The 16,560-nt window shown below is 61.5% G+C and carries 13 protein-coding genes and 1 pseudogene; 9 read left to right on the top strand and 5 right to left on the bottom strand.

Annotated elements, in window-relative coordinates; genetic code table 11:
• Nucleotides 1-124: 124 nt before the first annotated feature.
• On the top strand, nucleotides 125-2,047 hold the full coding sequence (locus C8K58_RS06885; RefSeq protein WP_108573451.1) for an acetyl-CoA hydrolase/transferase C-terminal domain-containing protein: 1,923 nt from the start codon (nucleotides 125-127) through the stop codon (nucleotides 2,045-2,047).
• A 70-nt stretch (nucleotides 2,048-2,117) separates the two neighbouring features.
• Here the strand turns inward: C8K58_RS06885 and C8K58_RS06880 are convergent, their stop codons facing one another.
• Nucleotides 2,118-2,690 carry a xanthine phosphoribosyltransferase gene (locus C8K58_RS06880; RefSeq protein WP_025856334.1) on the bottom strand — a complete coding sequence of 191 codons (573 nt, stop codon included), beginning with the start codon at nucleotides 2,688-2,690 and terminating at the stop codon, nucleotides 2,118-2,120.
• A 58-nt stretch (nucleotides 2,691-2,748) separates the two neighbouring features.
• Nucleotides 2,749-4,758 (bottom strand): DNA helicase Rep, encoded by a 2,010-nt coding sequence (gene rep / locus C8K58_RS06875; RefSeq protein WP_027608306.1) that lies wholly within the window; start codon nucleotides 4,756-4,758, stop codon nucleotides 2,749-2,751.
• 254 nt (nucleotides 4,759-5,012) lie between these two features.
• Between rep and C8K58_RS06870 the strand changes: the two genes are divergently transcribed.
• Nucleotides 5,013-6,686, top strand: a complete 1,674-nt coding sequence (locus C8K58_RS06870; protein ID WP_027608307.1) for a bifunctional diguanylate cyclase/phosphodiesterase — start codon at nucleotides 5,013-5,015, stop codon at nucleotides 6,684-6,686.
• Here C8K58_RS06870 and C8K58_RS06865 read toward each other — a convergent pair.
• On the bottom strand, nucleotides 6,683-8,095 hold the full coding sequence (locus tag C8K58_RS06865) for a NorM family multidrug efflux MATE transporter (RefSeq protein ID WP_108573449.1): 1,413 nt from the start codon (nucleotides 8,093-8,095) through the stop codon (nucleotides 6,683-6,685). The genes C8K58_RS06870 and C8K58_RS06865 overlap by 4 nt on opposite strands.
• Before the next feature lie 152 nt (nucleotides 8,096-8,247).
• Here C8K58_RS06865 and C8K58_RS06860 point away from each other — a divergent pair, with 152 nt between their 5' ends.
• The 3 genes and pseudogenes from C8K58_RS06860 to C8K58_RS33040 all read left to right on the top strand — a co-directional run bounded on the left by C8K58_RS06860 (nucleotide 8,248) and on the right by C8K58_RS33040 (nucleotide 11,323).
• Nucleotides 8,248-9,168 (top strand): LysR substrate-binding domain-containing protein, encoded by a 921-nt coding sequence (locus C8K58_RS06860; RefSeq protein WP_108573447.1) that lies wholly within the window; start codon nucleotides 8,248-8,250, stop codon nucleotides 9,166-9,168.
• Nucleotides 9,169-9,346: 178 nt separating this feature from the next.
• Nucleotides 9,347-10,420, top strand: a pseudogene (locus C8K58_RS33045) (Cache 3/Cache 2 fusion domain-containing protein); the annotation flags it as partial.
• A gap of 42 nt (nucleotides 10,421-10,462) precedes the next feature.
• Nucleotides 10,463-11,323, top strand: a complete 861-nt coding sequence (locus tag C8K58_RS33040; protein ID WP_371914493.1) for a methyl-accepting chemotaxis protein — start codon at nucleotides 10,463-10,465, stop codon at nucleotides 11,321-11,323.
• 59 nt (nucleotides 11,324-11,382) lie between these two features.
• Here C8K58_RS33040 and C8K58_RS06850 read toward each other — a convergent pair whose 3' ends face one another.
• Both C8K58_RS06850 and C8K58_RS06845 read right to left on the bottom strand, forming a co-directional pair.
• Entirely contained in the window at nucleotides 11,383-12,879 is a 1,497-nt protein-coding gene (locus C8K58_RS06850) for a YifB family Mg chelatase-like AAA ATPase (RefSeq protein WP_027608311.1), read from the bottom strand.
• Between the two features lie 214 nt (nucleotides 12,880-13,093).
• Nucleotides 13,094-13,354, bottom strand: a complete 261-nt coding sequence (locus C8K58_RS06845) for an accessory factor UbiK family protein (RefSeq protein ID WP_027608312.1) — start codon at nucleotides 13,352-13,354, stop codon at nucleotides 13,094-13,096.
• Between the two features lie 422 nt (nucleotides 13,355-13,776).
• Here C8K58_RS06845 and glnK point away from each other — a divergent pair, with 422 nt between their 5' ends.
• The 4 genes from glnK to sutA all read left to right on the top strand — a co-directional run bounded on the left by glnK (nucleotide 13,777) and on the right by sutA (nucleotide 16,542).
• Entirely contained in the window at nucleotides 13,777-14,115 is a 339-nt protein-coding gene (gene glnK / locus C8K58_RS06840; RefSeq protein WP_002555808.1) for a P-II family nitrogen regulator, read from the top strand.
• Between the two features lie 35 nt (nucleotides 14,116-14,150).
• The gene (locus C8K58_RS06835) at nucleotides 14,151-15,488 is read left to right on the top strand and encodes an ammonium transporter (protein WP_027608313.1); all 1,338 of its coding nucleotides are present in this window, start codon (nucleotides 14,151-14,153) and stop codon (nucleotides 15,486-15,488) included.
• Nucleotides 15,489-15,687: 199 nt separating this feature from the next.
• Complete coding sequence (locus C8K58_RS06830; RefSeq protein WP_027608314.1) at nucleotides 15,688-16,113, top strand: secondary thiamine-phosphate synthase enzyme YjbQ; 426 nt, start codon at nucleotides 15,688-15,690, stop codon at nucleotides 16,111-16,113.
• A 102-nt stretch (nucleotides 16,114-16,215) separates the two neighbouring features.
• Nucleotides 16,216-16,542 (top strand): transcriptional regulator SutA, encoded by a 327-nt coding sequence (gene sutA / locus C8K58_RS06825; protein WP_027608315.1) that lies wholly within the window; start codon nucleotides 16,216-16,218, stop codon nucleotides 16,540-16,542.
• The last annotated feature ends 18 nt before the right edge of the window (nucleotides 16,543-16,560 follow it).

Here is a 16,560-nt window from a genome sequence, read left to right as displayed (position 1 = left end):
GTCAAAAATGCCGCTTACGAGCGGCTTTTTTGTGGGTGTGATGTGTGTTTCGAGGCTGTTCTTTGCAGCAAAGACCCGCCATTCTCTGTCCAACCCCTAATCATGGAATGTTCAGGAGGGTCGGATGGTGCAGTTGTGTTCAATCGAGCAAGCAGTTGACGATGTACTCGCGCGGCTACCGGCGCATATCCACATGGGCATGCCCCTGGGGCTGGGCAAGCCCAACCTGTTTGCCAATGCACTGTACCGGCGTATCGCCAAGCTGCCGGAGCGGGCGCTGACGATCTACACCGCGCTGAGCCTGGGCCGCCCCACCTTGGGCGATGGGTTGCAGAAGCGTTTCCTCGAACCCTTTATCGAGCGGGTGTTTGGTGATTACCCAGAGTTGGAGTTTCTCGCCGCGCTGCACTCAGACAGCCTGCCGAAGAATATCCATGTGCAGCAGTTCTTCATGCAGCCCGGCAGTCTGCTCCACAGCACGTCGGCCCAGCAGGACTACGTCAGCAGCAACTACAGCCACGCCGCCCGCGACATCAACGCCGCCGGCCTGAACCTGGTGGCGCAGTTGGTCGCGAGCAGCGCCGAACACCCGGATCGCCTGAGCCTGAGCTGCAACCCCGACATCACCCTCGACCTGCTGCCCATGATCGCCAAGCGCCGTGAAGCGGGCGAAACCGTCTTGATTGTTGGCCAGGTTCACACCGAGTTGCCCTACATGCCGGGCGACTCGGAGTTGGGCATGGACGCGTTCGACTACCTGATCGATGCAAAGGACAGCACCACCCTGTTCTCCACACCGAACATGCCGGTGGGGTTCCAGGACCATTTCATCGGCTTGCATGCCAGCACCCTGGTGCGCGACGGGGGCACCTTGCAGATCGGCATCGGCTCCATGGGGGATGCGCTGACCGCCGCGTTGCTGGCGCGCCAGGCGGACAACGAAGCCTATCGACTGCTGCTGACGGACATCGATGTATACCAGTGGGCCCCGCTGATCAGCCGGGAAGGCGGTGTCGATCCTTTCGCCCGTGGCCTTTACGGTTGCAGCGAAATGTTCGTCAACGGCCTGCTGGTGCTGGCGGATGCGGGGATTATCCGGCGCAAGGTCTACCCGGATGTGGCCACCCAGGAACAAGCCAACGCTGGTTTGCTGGACGACGCGGCACAACCCGATGGCGTTTCGATCCACGGCGGGTTCTTCCTCGGGCCGTGCAGTTTTTACCAGCGTTTGCAGGAGATGACCCACGCCAAGCGCCTGGAATTCAACATGACCCGCATCAGCTACATCAACGAGCTGTACGGCCAGGAAGAACTCAAGCGCCTGCAACGCCAGCATGCGCGGTTTATCAACAGCGCGATCACGGTAACGTTGCTGGGCGCAGGCGTGGCCGACCAGTTGGAGGACGGTCGCGTGCTCAGCGGCGTGGGCGGGCAATACAACTTTGTGGCTCAGGGGCATGCGCTGGAGGGCGCGCGCTCGATCCTGATCCTGCGCAGCTGGCGTGAGTCGGCGGGGGAGGTCAGTTCCAATATCGTCTGGGAGTATGGGCATTGCACCATTCCCCGCCACCTGAGGGACATCGTCATCACGGAGTACGGTATTGCCGACCTGCGTGGGCAGACGGATGCCAAGGTGATCGAGGCGTTGCTCAACATCACCGACTCACGCTTCCAGGCCGACTTGATCGAACAGGCGCAAAAGGCCGGCAAGTTGCCCAAGGATTTCCAGCTGGATCCGCGCTTTGGCGACAACACGCCGGAGCGGCTCCAGGGTATCCAGGCGCGGCATCGGCGTTTGTTCCCGGAATATCCGCTGGGCAGCGACTTCACTGACGAAGAGCGGGACCTGTTGCGCGCCTTGAACTGGCTCAAGAGCAAATTCAAGCTGACGGAGATTCTGGAGCTGGGCAAGGCAGCGCTGGATGCACCGGAGCCCCAGGCGTTTCCCGAGCATCTGAAGCGGATGGGGTTGGATTCGCCGGAGGGGTTGAAGGAGGATCTCTATCAGCGCCTATTGCTCGCTGGCTTACAAGCAACCGCACACTAAAATCAACACAGGTCAACATGTGGGAGGGGGCAAGCCCCCTCCCACATGTTTAACCGCGTGCAGGCAACGATTACTCGATGAAGGTGACGACGCCACCTTCAAGCGACTTCACCCGCGCCAGCGACTCGACCCGATAGCCCTGCGCATCCAACTCCGCACGGCCACCCTGGAACGACTTCTCGATCACAATCCCCAAGCCGGCAACGGTCGCACCGGCCTGCTTGATGATCGAAATCAGCGCCTGGGATGCCTTGCCGTTGGCCAGGAAGTCATCGATCACCAGTACGCGGTCGCTGCTGGTCAGGTGGCGCGGCGAGATCGCCACGGTGCTTTCGACTTTCTTGGTGAAGGAATACACCGTCGCCGACAGCAGGTTTTCGGTCAGGGTCAGGGACTGCTGCTTGCGGGCGAAAATTACCGGCACGCCCAGGTTCAGGCCCGTCATGATCGCCGGTGCGATGCCCGACGCTTCAATGGTGACGATCTTGGTGATGCCCGAATCCTTGAACAGCGCGGCGAATTCGTCGCCGATCAGTTTCATCAGGGCCGGGTCGATCTGGTGATTCAGAAAGGCGTCGACCTTGAGTACCTGATCGGAAAGCACGATGCCTTCTTCGCGAATTTTCTTGTGCAGTGCTTCCACGGAAAGCTTCCTCTAATGGCGGGTTGTGCGCCGAAAGTAGATTAAAAAGTAGTCGATTCTAGCGCTTTAACATCGCGCGTATATCCGCCAGGGCGGTGTTGCCGCGAACGGCCTTCACCTCGGTCGGGGTGTCGTCATTGCCTTCCCAGGCCAGGTCATCCGGCGGCAGCTCGTCCAGGAAACGGCTGGGGGCACAATCGATGATTTCGCCGTATTGCTTGCGCTTGGCGGCAAAGGTGAAGGCCAGTGTCTGACGTGCGCGGGTAATGCCCACGTAGGCCAGGCGCCGTTCTTCCTCAATGGTGTCGGCCTCGATGCTGGAGCGGTGCGGGAGGATTTCCTCTTCCATGCCCATGATGAACACGTAGGGAAATTCCAGGCCCTTGGACGCATGCAAGGTCATCATCTGTACACCTTCGGCGCCGTCTTCCTCTTCCTGCTGGCGCTCGAGCATGTCGCGCAGCACCAGCTTGCCGATGGCGTCTTCGACGGTCATTTCGCCGTCTTCGTCTTTTTCCAGGGTGTTCTTCAACGCTTCGATCAGGAACCAGACGTTACCCATGCGGTAATCCGCGGCCTTGTCGCTGGAACTGTTGGTGCGCAGCCAGTTTTCATAGTCGATGTCCATGACCATGCTGCGCAGGGCGCTGATCGGGTCTTCGCCGGCGCACTGTTCACGTACCTTGTCCATGAAGCGCTTGAAGCGTGACAGGCGATCGGTGAAACGCGTATCCAGGTGTTCGCCCAGGCCGATTTCGTCGGTGGCGGCGTACATCGAGATCTTGCGTTCGGTGGCGTAGTTGCCGAGCTTTTCCAGGGTGGTGGAACCAATCTCGCGGCGCGGCACGTTGATCACCCGCAGGAAGGCGTTGTCGTCGTCCGGGTTCACGATCAGGCGGAAGTAGGCCATCAGGTCCTTCACTTCCTGGCGTCCGAAAAAGCTGTTGCCACCTGACAGCCGATACGGGACCTGGTGGTGCTGCAATTTCAGCTCGATCAGCTTGGCCTGGTAGTTGCCGCGATACAGGATCGCGAAGTCGCTGTAGGGGCGGTCGGTGCGCAGGTGCAGACTGAGGATTTCCACCGCCACGCGCTCGGCTTCGGCGTCTTCGTTGCGGCAGCGGATCACGCGGATCTCATCGCCGTGGCCCATCTCACTCCACAGTTGTTTTTCAAACTCGTGGGGGTTGTTTGAGATCAGCACGTTGGCGCAACGCAGGATGCGGCTGGTGGAGCGGTAGTTCTGCTCCAGCATCACCACTTTCAGGGACGGGTAGTCGTCCTTGAGCAGCATCAGGTTTTCCGGGCGGGCGCCGCGCCAGGCGTAGATCGACTGGTCGTCGTCGCCCACCACGGTGAACTGGTTGCGCGTACCGATCAGCAACTTCACCAGCAGGTATTGGCTGGCGTTGGTGTCCTGGTATTCGTCCACCAGCAGGTAACGCACCTTGTTCTGCCACTTTTCGAGGATGTCGGCGTGTTCCTGGAACAGCTTTACCGGCAGCAGGATCAGGTCGTCGAAGTCCACCGCGTTGAACGCCTTGAGCGTGCGCTGGTAGTGGGTGTAGACAATGGCAGCGGTCTGTTCCTTGGGGTTGCGCGCGTTTTCCAGGGCTTCTGGCGGCAGGATCAGGTCGTTTTTCCAGGCGCCGATCATGTTCTTGATCTCGTCGACGCCGTCGTCGCCCGCGTATTCCTTCTGCATGATGTCGGTCATCAGGGCCTTGACGTCGGTCTCGTCGAAGATCGAGAAGCCCGGCTTGTAGCCCAGCCGCACATGCTCCTTGCGGATGATGTTCAGGCCCAGGTTGTGGAAGGTACATACCGTGAGGCCACGGCCTTCGCCACCCTTGAGCAGGGTGCCGACACGCTCCTTCATTTCCCGCGCGGCCTTGTTGGTAAAAGTCATGGCGACGATGTACTGGGCGCGGATGCCACAGTTCTGGATCAGGTGCGCGATCTTGCGGGTGATCACGCTGGTCTTGCCGGAACCTGCACCGGCGAGCACCAATAGAGGGCCGCCGACGTAGTTCACGGCTTCTTGCTGCCGGGGATTGAGTCGGGACATACGGAATTCAGGGAGTCGTTGTTCAAAAGGGCGGGCATTTTAACAGGCTGGCAAGATTCTGCTGCCCTGGATCGACGGTGTGACGTACCACTCGATCTAAATTTGCCGGTTTTGCTACTTTGCCGCAGGATGTCGGGGTTTTTAGACAATTGCTTACAGCCTGCGTATTTGATAACCCCTATCATTGGTGATTATCAGGCCGCACGTCATAATGCCCGCCGCCAACGAATTTTTGCAGAGTCTAGGGAGCTAGCTTGTCTACGCCTGTCGAACCCTTGCGTTTGCTGCTGCTGGCCGATACGCCTGAGTGGGCAGCGTTGTTGCGCGAGTGCCTGGCGCCGATGGGCGATGGGGCTGTGCTGATCAGCGCGCCAAACTGGGACTCGGTGAGTCGTCTGTTCGATGACGACGACAGCGCAGTGCTGTTGACCATGCCCAGCCTGCAACCCGGCCCTGGCCGTTGCAGCTTGCCGTGCGTGTTGTTGTTGGAACAGGAGCCGCTGGTTTCGCCACTGGGCGTCAGTGACTGGCTGATCCGCAATGCGCTGGACGCCGACACGTTGCGTCGTTGCCTGCGCCATGTGCGGGAGCGGGGGGTGCTGGAAAACACCCTGCAACGCCTGGCCGAGCAGGACCCGCTCACCGGCATCGCCAACCGCCAGGGCTTCCAGACCCTGCTGGCCGCACGGTTGGCCGAGAACGAAGGTCGCGGCCTGGCCCTCGGTCACCTGGACCTCGATAATTTCCGCCATGCCAACGATGCCCTCGGCCACCAGGCCGGCGACCGCCTGATCCTGCAAGTGGTCTCGCGGCTCAAGAGCCAGCTGGAAGCCGGCGATCAACTGGCGCGCCTGGGCAGCGACGAATTCGCCCTGCTGATCGATACGCGCCGCGCGCCCCAGCGTGCGGAGTGGATGGCCGAGCGCATCACCGAAGCCATGGCCGAGCCGTATTGGGTGGATGGCGAAAGCCTGCTGATCGGCTGCAGCCTGGGCGTGGCCCATGCCCGCGCCCGTGCCGGCGCCGACCCGCTGATGTGGCATGCCCATATCGCCATGCAGCAAGCCAAGAGCACCCAGGGCTGTACCTTTCATATCTTTAACGAACGTATCAACCGCAACGCGCGCAGCCTGGCCGACCTGGAAAGCGAGCTGCGCCGTGCCTTGCGCCGTGATGAGCTGGAGCTGCACTACCAGCCGCGCCTCGACCTCGACGACGGGCATATCGTCGGCCTGGAAGCCCTGGTGCGCTGGCGCCACGGCGAGCGCGGCCTGTTGCCGCCGAGTGAATTCGTGCCCCTGGCCGAACAGAGCGGCCTGATTGTACCGTTGGGTTACTGGGTGATTTCCCGAGCCCTGCGTGACATGCAAGACCTGCGTGAACGCGGCCTGCCGCCGCTGCACATGGCGGTCAACCTGTCGTTTCGCCAGTTCCAGGACAGCCAGTTGCTTTCTACACTGAGCCGGCTGATCAGCGAGCGCGGCGTGGAAGCGCAATGGTTGGAGTTCGAACTGACCGAAACCGCGGTGATGCGCCGCAGTGACCTGGTCAAGCAGACCATGGACGCCCTTGGTCGCCTGGGTGTGCGGTTTTCCCTGGATGACTTCGGCACCGGTTTTTCTTCGTTCGTGCACCTCAACAGCCTGCCGATTGCGTTGTTGAAAATCGATAAGAGCTTTGTCGGCGGCATGGAAGAGCGTGAGGAAAACCGCAAGCTGGTGCACGCCATGATCAATCTGGCGCACAACCTCAATCTGGAAGTGGTGGCCGAAGGTGTGGAAACCCCCGAGCAACTGGCGCTGTTGCGGCTGTTCGGCTGCGACCAGGCCCAGGGTTACCTGATCAGCAAGCCGCTGCCGTTGCCGGAGCTGGTGGAATACCTGACCTTCGGCGACGGCAAGCACACCCGAGTGAGCGAGGGGCTCTAGTCGGCCTGTACCGCCTGAAAGCCGATGTCGGCTTCGGGCGCCGGGCCTTCCCGGCGAATCATCCGCTTCATCTTCGCTTCAAACGCCCAGGTCAGGCTTATCGCGGCGCAGGCCAGTCCCAGTGCCAGGCCCCACCACACGCCGGTTGGCCCCCAGCTCAACGTGAAGGCCATCAGCCAGGCCGAGGGTGCGCCAATCAACCAGTAGCAGCCCGCACCGATCAGGAACGTGGTCTTGGCGTCCTTGAGCCCGCGAATGCAACCCATGGCGATGGTCTGCACGCCGTCGAACAGCTCGAACCACGCGGCGACGGCCAGCAGGCTCACGGCCAGGACGATCACGTCGTGGAACGCCGGGTTGTCGTGGTCGATCAGCAGTCCTATGAGCGGCTCGGAAAACAGCCACAGCACCGCCGCGAATCCCAGCATTATCGCCGCGCCAAAGCCTATGCCGACACGCCCGGCCATGCGTGCCTGCAGCAACTGCCCGGCGCCATAATGCTGGCCGATGCGCATGGTCACCGCGTAGGACATCCCCGCCGGCACCATAAAGGCCACCGATACGATTTGCAGGGCGATCTGGTGCGCTGCCAACTGCGTGCTGCCCATGGTGCCCATGCACAGGGCTGCAAAGGCAAACAGCCCGACCTCCACCGCATAGGTGCCGCCGATCGGCAGGCCCAGGCGCCACAACTCGCGCAGATATTGGGTGTTGAGGCGCAGCAGCCCGGTACTCAGCGGGTAGGCGGCGTAGGCCCGGTTGCTGCGGATGTACCACATCAACGCCAGCGCCATGCTGTTGGCGACAATCGCCGTGACCAGGCCGATGCCCATCAAGCCGAGCTTGGGCAAGCCGAACATGCCTTCGATCAGCGCGTGGTTGAGCAGGTAGTTGACCACCGTGCCACCGACGCTGATCACCATCACCGGAGTGGCTTTGCCGATGGCGCTGGTAAAACCGCGCAGGGCCATGAAGCTCAGGTAGCCGGGCAGGGCAAACGGCAGCATGGTCAGAAATTGCCCGGCCGAGTGCACGTTGGTTTCGGTCTGGCCGAACATCAGCAGCACCGGCTTGAGGTTCCACAGCAGCAGGGCCGCCGCCAGGGCCATCAGCCAGGCCAGCCACAGCCCGGCCTGGGTCAGGCGGGTGGCGCCTTCGATATCGCCCGCGCCGTGGCGGATCGCAACCAAGGTGCCCACGGCGGCAATCACGCCGATGCAGAAAATCGCGACGAACGAATAGCTTGCGGCACCCAGGCCGCCACCGGCCAGGGCTTCGGGGCTCAGGCGCGCCATCATCAGGGTGTCGGTCAACACCATCAGCATGTGCGCCAACTGTGAGGCAATCAACGGCCCTGACAGCCGCAGAATGGCCCAGAGTTCGGTACGTGCCGGATGCTGCATGATCATCACGCTCAAAAAGTCAGAGGGTTGGGGAAGGGTTGATTCTCGGCGCTCTCAGCCCATTGCACAAAGGGATAAATGCGATCGTTTGCATGATTAAAACTCATGCTTGATTGATTCTGGTAGGGTTTCAGTATTGCGCTGTCGGAGCTTTCCTCATGTCTCGTCGTCTTCCTCCTCTTTATGCCTTGCGCGCGTTTGAAGCGGCCTCCCGACACAGTTCTTTCACCCGCGCGGCCGAGGAGTTGTCGATCACCCAAAGTGCGGTGAGCCGACATATCCGCACGCTTGAAGAGCATTTCGCCTGCCGGCTGTTCCAGCGCAATGGCCGCACCTTGCAGCTCACTGAAGCGGCGCGTCTATTGTTGCCCGGTGTGCGCGAAGGGTTCGCGGCGCTGGAGCGCGCCTGCCATACCTTGAATGCCGAAGATGACATCCTGCGCATGAAGGCCCCCTCCACATTGACCATGCGCTGGCTGCTGGCGCGACTCAGCCGCTTCCGGGCGCTGCAGCCGGGCAATGAGGTGCAACTGACCAGCGCCTGGATGAGCGTGGACGAGGTGGACTTCAATCAGGAGCCTTTCGACTGTGCGGTGCTGCTGAGCGATGGGCGTTTTCCAGTGGATTGGGAGGCCAGTTACCTGTTTCCGGAGCTGTTGATTCCTGTCGGTGCGCCGAACCTGCTGGAGGATGGGCCTTGGGACGCCGCGCGCCTGGCCACCGCCGAATTGCTGCACCCCACGCCCGACCGGCGCGACTGGCGCAATTGGCTGGCGCGCATGCAGCTGTCGTCCCAGGTGTCGCTCAAGGGCGGGCAGGTGTTCGACACCCTGGAGCTGGGCATGATCGCCGCTGCGCGGGGCTATGGCGTGTCCATGGGCGATTTGCTGATGGTGGCCGAGGACGTCGCCCAAGGACGATTGAGCCTGCCGTGGCCGACGGCGGTGGCCAGTGGGGAAAATTACTACCTAGTCTGGCCAAAAACCCGCCCTGGCGGCGAGCGCTTGCGACGGCTGGCGGAATTTCTGCAAGGCGAGGTGCAGGCGATGGTGTTGCCTGTGGTCGAACGCCTCGACTGAATGCTTGGCGGCGTTGGTTCGCAACCGTTTGCGTGATACCCCTGTGAAGCGCTCAAGTATTGCTGCGGCCAGCCGAAGTAGGTGTGTTGGAACTATCGTGCACCAACGTTTCCCATCAGATAATTTGCCGAGCAGTGCTATGAGATCAGGATGATCCTGGCCTCGGCCAGGAGCTGTCATGTCTCAACCTCGCGCCCGGATTGCCTCCCAATTAGGCCTCGCGTTAGCCGTGATTCTGGCTGTCGTTATCAGCGGCAGTACGGTGTTTGCCTTGCGTTCCCTTGACTCCGCCAACCTCGACACCCGCGAGGAGCACCTGGCCAGCGAGGCGCGCCTGCTCGCCGACCAACTCAATACCTTCCACGGCACCTTGCGCGAGAGCACCCAGCGTTTGAGCGGGCTGTTTGAAAAACGTTTCGGTGCCGGGTTGAGCGTGCATGTGGACCAACCCGTGAGCGTGGCCGGTGTTCAGACGCCCAGCCTGTACCTGGGCAACGAGGTGTTGAACAACAACTTTGATGAGGTGGACGAGTTCAAGCAAATGTCTGGCGGCGTGGCCACCGTATTTGTGCGCAGTGGCGACGACTTCATCCGTATCAGCACGTCCCTGACCAAGCAGGATGGCAACCGCGCCATCGGCACCGTCCTCGACCGTCAGGGCCCGGCCTACCAGCGCGTTGTGGGTGGGCAGACCTACATCGGCAGGGCGGTGTTGTTCGATCGTTCCTACATGACCCAGTACAGCCCGGTGCGTGACAGCGGCGGTAAGGTTATCGCCGTGCTGTTCATCGGTTTTGACTACACCGATGCGCAGAATGCCCAATTCGAAAACCTCAAGCGCTTCCGAATTGGCCAGACCGGCTCCCTTGCACTGCTGGATGAGCAAAAGCACTGGCTGGTGGCACCCGCCGGCGTGCAGGCGTTGGATCAATCGGTGCCGGTGATGCTGGACCTGGCCAAGACCCCCGGCAAAGGCCGCTTCTGGAGCGACAAGAACGAAGACTTCTATAGCGTTTCGGTACCGTTCGAAGGCGGCCCGTGGGCCGTGGTCGCGAGCATGCCGAAAGCTGAAATCCGCGCGGTAACCTGGGCCGTGGGGATCCGCCTGGTGATCGGCAGTGTGTTGGCGATGTTGCTGGCAGTAGGCGCCACGGTCTGGCTGCTGCGCAGCAAGTTGCAGCCCCTGAGTGACCTGGTGAGTCAAGCCGAGGCCCTGGGTGCGGGCGATCTGAGCGCACGCTTGAGCGTGTCCAGCCATGATGAAATCGGCCAACTGGCACGCAGCTTTAACCAGATGGGCGAAGCGCTGTCGACCATGGTCTCCCATATCCGTAACGCAGCCGAAGAGGTCAACAGCCGCGCCCAGGCCTTGTCCGGTTTGTCCGGCGGTGCCTATGAGGGCATGGAGCAGCAGTCCGGCGAGATCACCAGCATGGCCGGCGCGGTAGAGGAGTTCAGCGCGACGTCGTTGAATATCGCCGACAACATGGGCAATACCGAACGCCTGGCCCAGGAAAACGCCCAGCAGACCCGCATTGGCCGCACCTCGATGCAGGAAGCGTCGTCGTCCCTGGAACACATTGCCACCGCCCTGAACAGCACGGCCACGGTGATCAACACCCTCGGCCAGCGCTCCCAGGAAATCGGCGGGATCGTCGGCGTGATCACCTCGATTGCCGAACAGACCAACTTGCTGGCGCTCAACGCCGCCATTGAAGCCGCCCGTGCAGGGGAGCAGGGCCGTGGGTTTGCCGTGGTGGCCGACGAAGTACGTAACCTGGCGTCGCGTACCCGTGAGGCCACCGATGAAATTTCCGGCATGATCCAGAGCATCCAGAAGGAAACCGGCAACGCCATCAGCACCATGGAGCAAGGCAACGCGCTGATGCAGGAAGGCCTGTCGCGCAACGCCGACGTGGCCTCGGCCCTGGCGCGTATCGACGAGCAAAGCCGCTCGGCCGGTCAGCAGTTCGCGGCCATCACCACGGCCACCCAGGAGCAGAGCAGCACCGCGACCCTGCTCAGCAGCAACCTGCAGAGCATCGCGCTGGCCAACAGTGAGCAACGCGAAGTGGTGTCCAACCTGGCGATTACCGCCAAGGAACTGGAGACGTTGGCGGCGAGCCTGCGCCATGAGGTGGATCGCTTTCGCTGAGCCACTGCTGTACACAATGTGGGAGGCCTGTCGCTCCCACATTTGGCTTTGCGCCAAGCTTAAGTGATCGCCGCCGGGCGGTATTGCAGGGCCTCTTTCAGGTGGTCGCGGGTGATGGTCTCTACCTGGTCCAGATCCGCCAGCGTGCGTGCCACCTTGAGCAGTCGATGGGCCGCGCGCAGCGATAGGGTCAGTCGTTCACAGGCCGTTTCCAGCCAGCTTTCATCCACCTTCGCGAGCTTGCAGTGCTCGCGCAGCCCCGGCAGATCAAGAAAGGCATTCGCACAGCCCTGGCGCTTTTGCTGATGCTCGCGAGCCTGGGCGACCCGCGCTGAGGCGTGGGCGGTATCCTCGCCCGCCTGTTGGATCGGGTTCAGTGCCGTCGTTTCCCTCGCCACGGTCAGGTGCAAGTCAATCCGGTCCAGCAGCGGCCCCGAGAGCTTGTTGCGATACCGCTGAATCTGTTCCGGCGTACAACGACAGCGCCCGCTGGGTTCGCCCATATAACCGCAAGGGCAGGGGTTCATCGCCGCGACCAGTTGGAAGCGCGCCGGGAAACTCACTCGGTCGCGAGCGCGGGAAATCACGATATGCCCCGACTCCAGCGGTTCACGCAGCACTTCCAACACCTTGCGATCAAATTCCGGCAGCTCATCCAGGAACAGCACCCCATGATGAGCCAGGGTGATTTCTCCCGGCTGTGGTTTCGAGCCGCCGCCCACCAGTGCCGGGCCGGATGCCGAGTGATGCGGTTGGCGAAACGGTCGATGGGGCCAATGGCTCAGCGGCGCCAGACTTACAACCGATTGAATCGCGGCAACCTCCAGCGCCTCCTGTTCGCTCAACGGCGGCAATAAACCTGGCAGGCGGCTGGCGAGCAGGGTCTTGCCGGTGCCGGGCGGCCCACTGAACAAAAGGTTATGCGCCCCCGCTGCCGCGATCAGCAACGCTCGCTTGGCCGCGAGCTGGCCCTGGACTTCACTCAGGTCCGGATAGGGCTTGTTCAAGTACAGCAGGCCATCGGACGTGTAAGGCTCGATCGGCACATGTCCATTCAGGTGCGCCACCACTTGCAGCAGGTGGTCCACCGCAATCACCTTCAACCCCGACGCCAGGCACGCCTCTTCGGCATTCGCTCGCGGCACTATCACGGTGCGCCCGGCCTTGCGCGCCGCCAGCGCGGCCGGCAACACGCCTTTTACCGCCCGCACCTCGCCGGACAGCGCCAACTCCCCCAGGCATTCCACGTCATCGAGCGTCAACGCCGGCACCTGCACACTGGCCGCCAGGATCCCCAGGGCAATCGCCAGGTCAAAACGCCCGCCGTCCTTGGGCAGGTCGGCGGGCGCGAGATTGAGGGTGATCCGGCGAGCGGGGTATTGCAGCGCAGAGTTGAGAATGGCACTGCGCACCCGGTCCTTGCTTTCCTTGACCGCGGTTTCGGGCAGGCCCACCAGCGTCAGGGACGGCAGACCATTGGCCATATGCACTTCAACGGTGACGGCAGGGGCTTCGACGCCGATCTGGGCGCGGCTGTGGACGATGGCGAGGGACATGCTCGTTCCTTGAAAGGGGAGGCCGCTTCCTGCGGTTTTTCAAGGGTAGACGAGGTAGGGAAGAGCGAGGCGGGGAGGTTTTACAGAACGTATCCAGAGCAAAAGGTAGAGCGAATGTGGGAGGGGCTTGCTCCCGATAGCGGGGGGGCAGTCAGCATTGATACCGGCTGATACACCGCCATCGGGAGCAAGCCCCCTCCCACACTGAGCGCATTTATTCGGCAGGAGGGGTCAACCGCGCTTCCAGCTCTGCCACTTTCGCTTCCAGGCTCTCCAGCCGCGCACGGGTGCGGGCGAGAACTACCATCTGGCTATCAAACTCTTCCCGGCTCACCAGGTCGAGCTTGCTGAAACCGCTTTGCAGCAAGGCCTTGAACTGGCTTTCGATTTCATTGCGGGGCAGCGGGGTGTCGCCGCTGAACAGGCGAGAGGCGTGGCCGCTCAGGGCGTCGAGGAGGTCTTTGGGCGCGAGCATGGGAAATATTCCGGAAAACTGTTGGCGGGCAGTGTATCACGCAGCGTCTATAGTCTTTTTCACGGCCTGGGTCGCACGCTTTTCGCGCATCAGGCCGGGCGGTGATGCACCGTTTTCGTGCGCATTGCAGGCGCCGGATGGCCCCGTTGGTGGGCCTAGGTGAGCAAAGGACTGATTTCAGTGATTTTTACGGAGCTGGCAAGGTTTCTGCTTAGACGATCATGACCCATGCACTGATGCAGTCGCTGTGACGAATGCAGTGCGCCGACGGATCAGGGGTACAGGTTTCGTCACCAGTGGTTCGCTGGCGTCGCAATGGCAACTGCCCTTGCGACGATGCGTTACAAAGCCAGGCACTGCGCTTAGACTTGAGACGGGTTTGTTTTCCTGGGGCAAGTCCACCAATTCGGGAGAGAGTTTTCATGAAGCTAGTCACTGCCATCATCAAGCCGTTCAAGTTGGACGATGTACGCGAGTCGTTGTCCGAGATCGGCGTGCAGGGCATTACCGTTACTGAGGTCAAGGGCTTCGGTCGGCAGAAGGGTCACACCGAGCTGTATCGCGGCGCGGAATATGTAGTCGATTTCCTGCCGAAGGTGAAGATTGATGTCGCCATTGACGACAAGGATCTTGACCGGGTTATCGAGGCGATAACCAAGGCCGCCAACACCGGCAAGATCGGTGATGGCAAGATCTTCGTGGTCAATCTGGAACAGGCTATTCGCATCCGTACCGGCGAAACCGATACCGACGCAATCTAAGCCGCCAAACCCCCAACGCCCCAGGAGAAAACAATATGACTCTGCGTAAATTCGCAGGGCTCGGAGCCCTGTTGTCCATCGTAATGCCAAGCCTGGCCATGGCGGCAGACGAAGTGGCTGCTCCAGTCCTCAACTCCGGTGACACCGCCTGGATGCTCACATCCACCGCGCTGGTGCTGTTCATGACCATTCCAGGCCTGGCGCTGTTCTACGGCGGCATGGTGCGCTCCAAAAATATTCTGTCGGTGATGATGCAGTGCTTCGCCATCACCGGCCTGATCAGCATCTTGTGGGTTGTCTACGGCTATAGCATCGCGTTCGATACCACCGGTATGGAACAGGGTGTGGTCAACTTCAACTCCTTCTTCGGCGGCATGGGCAAGGCGTTCCTGGCGGGTGTGACCCCGGCCAGCATCACCGGGCCGGCTGCGCTGTTCCCGGAAGCCGTGTTCATCACCTTCCAGATGACCTTCGCCATCATCACCCCGGCGCTGATCGTCGGTGCGTTCGCCGAACGCATGAAGTTCTCCGCCATGCTGATCTTCATGGCTATCTGGTTCACTCTGGTCTATGCGCCAATCGCCCACATGGTGTGGAGCGGCAACGGTGGCCTGCTGTGGGACTGGGGCGTGCTGGACTTCGCCGGCGGCACCGTGGTGCACATCAATGCCGGTGTCGCTGGCCTGGTGGCGTGCATCGTGCTCGGCAAGCGTAAAGGCTTCCCGACCACTCCAATGGCGCCTCACAACCTGGGTTACACCCTGGTGGGTGCGGCCATGCTGTGGGTCGGCTGGTTCGGCTTCAACGCCGGCTCTGCGGCTGCGGCCAACGGCACCGCCGGCATGGCGATGCTGGTGACTCAGATTGCTACCGCTGCTGCAGCCCTGGGCTGGATGTTCGCCGAGTGGATCACTCACGGTAAGCCAAGCGCACTGGGCATCGCCTCGGGTGTAGTGGCTGGCCTGGTCGCCGTTACACCGGCCGCCGGCACTGTTGGTCCGATGGGCGCCCTGGTGATCGGCCTGGTGGCCGGTGTGATCTGCTTCTTCTGCGCCACCAGCCTCAAGCGCAAGCTGGGCTACGACGACTCCCTGGACGCATTCGGCGTGCACGGTATCGGCGGTATCGTCGGTGCGATCCTCACCGGTGTGTTTGCAGCCCCTGCATTGGGCGGCTTCGGCACCGTGACTGACATCGCAGCTCAAGTCTGGATCCAGTGCAAAGGTGTCGGCTTCACCGTGATCTATACCGCCATCGTCACCTTCATCATCCTCAAGGTGCTGGACGCGGTCATGGGCCTGCGGGTTACCGAAGAGGAAGAGGCTGTCGGCCTCGACCTGGCGCAACACAACGAACGCGGCTACAACCTGTAAGTACGCGAAAAAAAGATGCCCGGCTTGCCGGGCATTTTTTTGCCTGGCGTTTGTCAGTCATAACAAGCTGTGCCGGTTTTTGCGCAGAGTTTGTCATGCACTTTCCAGCGTGCGAATGTCTTACAGGCACGTAGGCGTATTCGGCACTTTGTTTTTTCCCAGAGCGCGCTAGAATGCGCGCCGATGGGCGGAGAACTGTATGTGGCAACAGACCCTGATTACCCTGCGGGCCAAGCCCCGGGGCTTTCACCTGGTGACTGACGAGTTGCTTGCCGGCTTGCCTGAGCTGAAGGCCTGCCGCGTGGGCCTGTTGCACCTGTGGCTGCAGCACACCTCGGCCTCGTTGACGGTCAACGAGAATGCCGATCCGGCGGTTCGTCGTGACTTCGAGCGTTTCTTCAACTCGCTGGTGCCGCAAGGCTGCGCCGGGTTCGAACACAACGACGAAGGTCCGGATGATCTGCCGGCGCACTTCAAGGCCAGTCTCCTGGGCTGCCAGCTGAGTTTGCCGGTCAAGGCCGGCCGCTTGGCGATGGGGACCTGGCAAGGTGTTTATCTGGGCGAGCACCGTGATCATGGCGGTGCTCGTAAAGTCCTCGCCACCCTGCACGGTGATGGGGCATAAGCCACTGGTTATCCGGTGGATGTTGATTTTTTTCCGGCAACCTCGACAGAGGGCGAAGCTGGGCTATAACTAATCTGCTTTTCGCAAGTCATGAGGTAGAACATGAGCGACGATGATCTGGAAAACGACGAACTCGAAGTAGGTGACGAAGACGACACCGAAGAAGGTCTTGAAGCGGCGGCGGAAGACGTTGCTGAGGACGACGGTGGTGATGACGCTCCTGTTCCAGCGGCCAAGGGCAAAGCCAAGGCTGCTGTTTCGGTAGACGAATTGCCGAGCGTTGAGGCCAAGAACAAAGAGCGCGATGCCCTGGCCCGTGCGATGGAAGAGTTTCTTGCCAAAGGCGGCAAAGTGGTCGAAGTCGAGCCCAATGTGGTTGCAGACCCGCCCAAGAAGCCGGATAACAAGTACGGCAGCCGACCTATCTAAGGTCAGCCACCTGCTTGT

Source organism: Pseudomonas sp. GV047 (assembly GCF_003058245.1).
GTDB classification, from domain to species: Bacteria; Pseudomonadota; Gammaproteobacteria; order Pseudomonadales; family Pseudomonadaceae; genus Aquipseudomonas; species Aquipseudomonas marginalis.
Note: the sequence above shows the minus strand (reverse complement) of the source record. Positions and strands in the feature narration are given on the sequence as shown.

Bases quoted from the DNA above. Each gene is read 5' to 3' on its own strand.
- C8K58_RS06885 (WP_108573451.1), top strand. From the start codon at position 125: ATGGTGCAGTTGTGTTCAATCGAGCAAGCAGTTGACGATGTACTCGCG.
- rep (WP_027608306.1), bottom strand. From the start codon at position 4,758: ATGTCCCGACTCAATCCCCGGCAGCAAGAAGCCGTGAACTACGTCGGC.
- C8K58_RS06865 (WP_108573449.1), bottom strand. From the start codon at position 8,095: ATGATCATGCAGCATCCGGCACGTACCGAACTCTGGGCCATTCTGCGG.
- C8K58_RS06860 (WP_108573447.1), top strand. From the start codon at position 8,248: ATGTCTCGTCGTCTTCCTCCTCTTTATGCCTTGCGCGCGTTTGAAGCG.
- C8K58_RS33040 (WP_371914493.1), top strand. From the start codon at position 10,463: ATGGGCGAAGCGCTGTCGACCATGGTCTCCCATATCCGTAACGCAGCC.
- C8K58_RS06850 (WP_027608311.1), bottom strand. From the start codon at position 12,879: ATGTCCCTCGCCATCGTCCACAGCCGCGCCCAGATCGGCGTCGAAGCC.
- C8K58_RS06845 (WP_027608312.1), bottom strand. From the start codon at position 13,354: ATGCTCGCGCCCAAAGACCTCCTCGACGCCCTGAGCGGCCACGCCTCT.
- glnK (WP_002555808.1), top strand. From the start codon at position 13,777: ATGAAGCTAGTCACTGCCATCATCAAGCCGTTCAAGTTGGACGATGTA.
- C8K58_RS06835 (WP_027608313.1), top strand. From the start codon at position 14,151: ATGACTCTGCGTAAATTCGCAGGGCTCGGAGCCCTGTTGTCCATCGTA.
- C8K58_RS06830 (WP_027608314.1), top strand. From the start codon at position 15,688: ATGTGGCAACAGACCCTGATTACCCTGCGGGCCAAGCCCCGGGGCTTT.
- sutA (WP_027608315.1), top strand. From the start codon at position 16,216: ATGAGCGACGATGATCTGGAAAACGACGAACTCGAAGTAGGTGACGAA.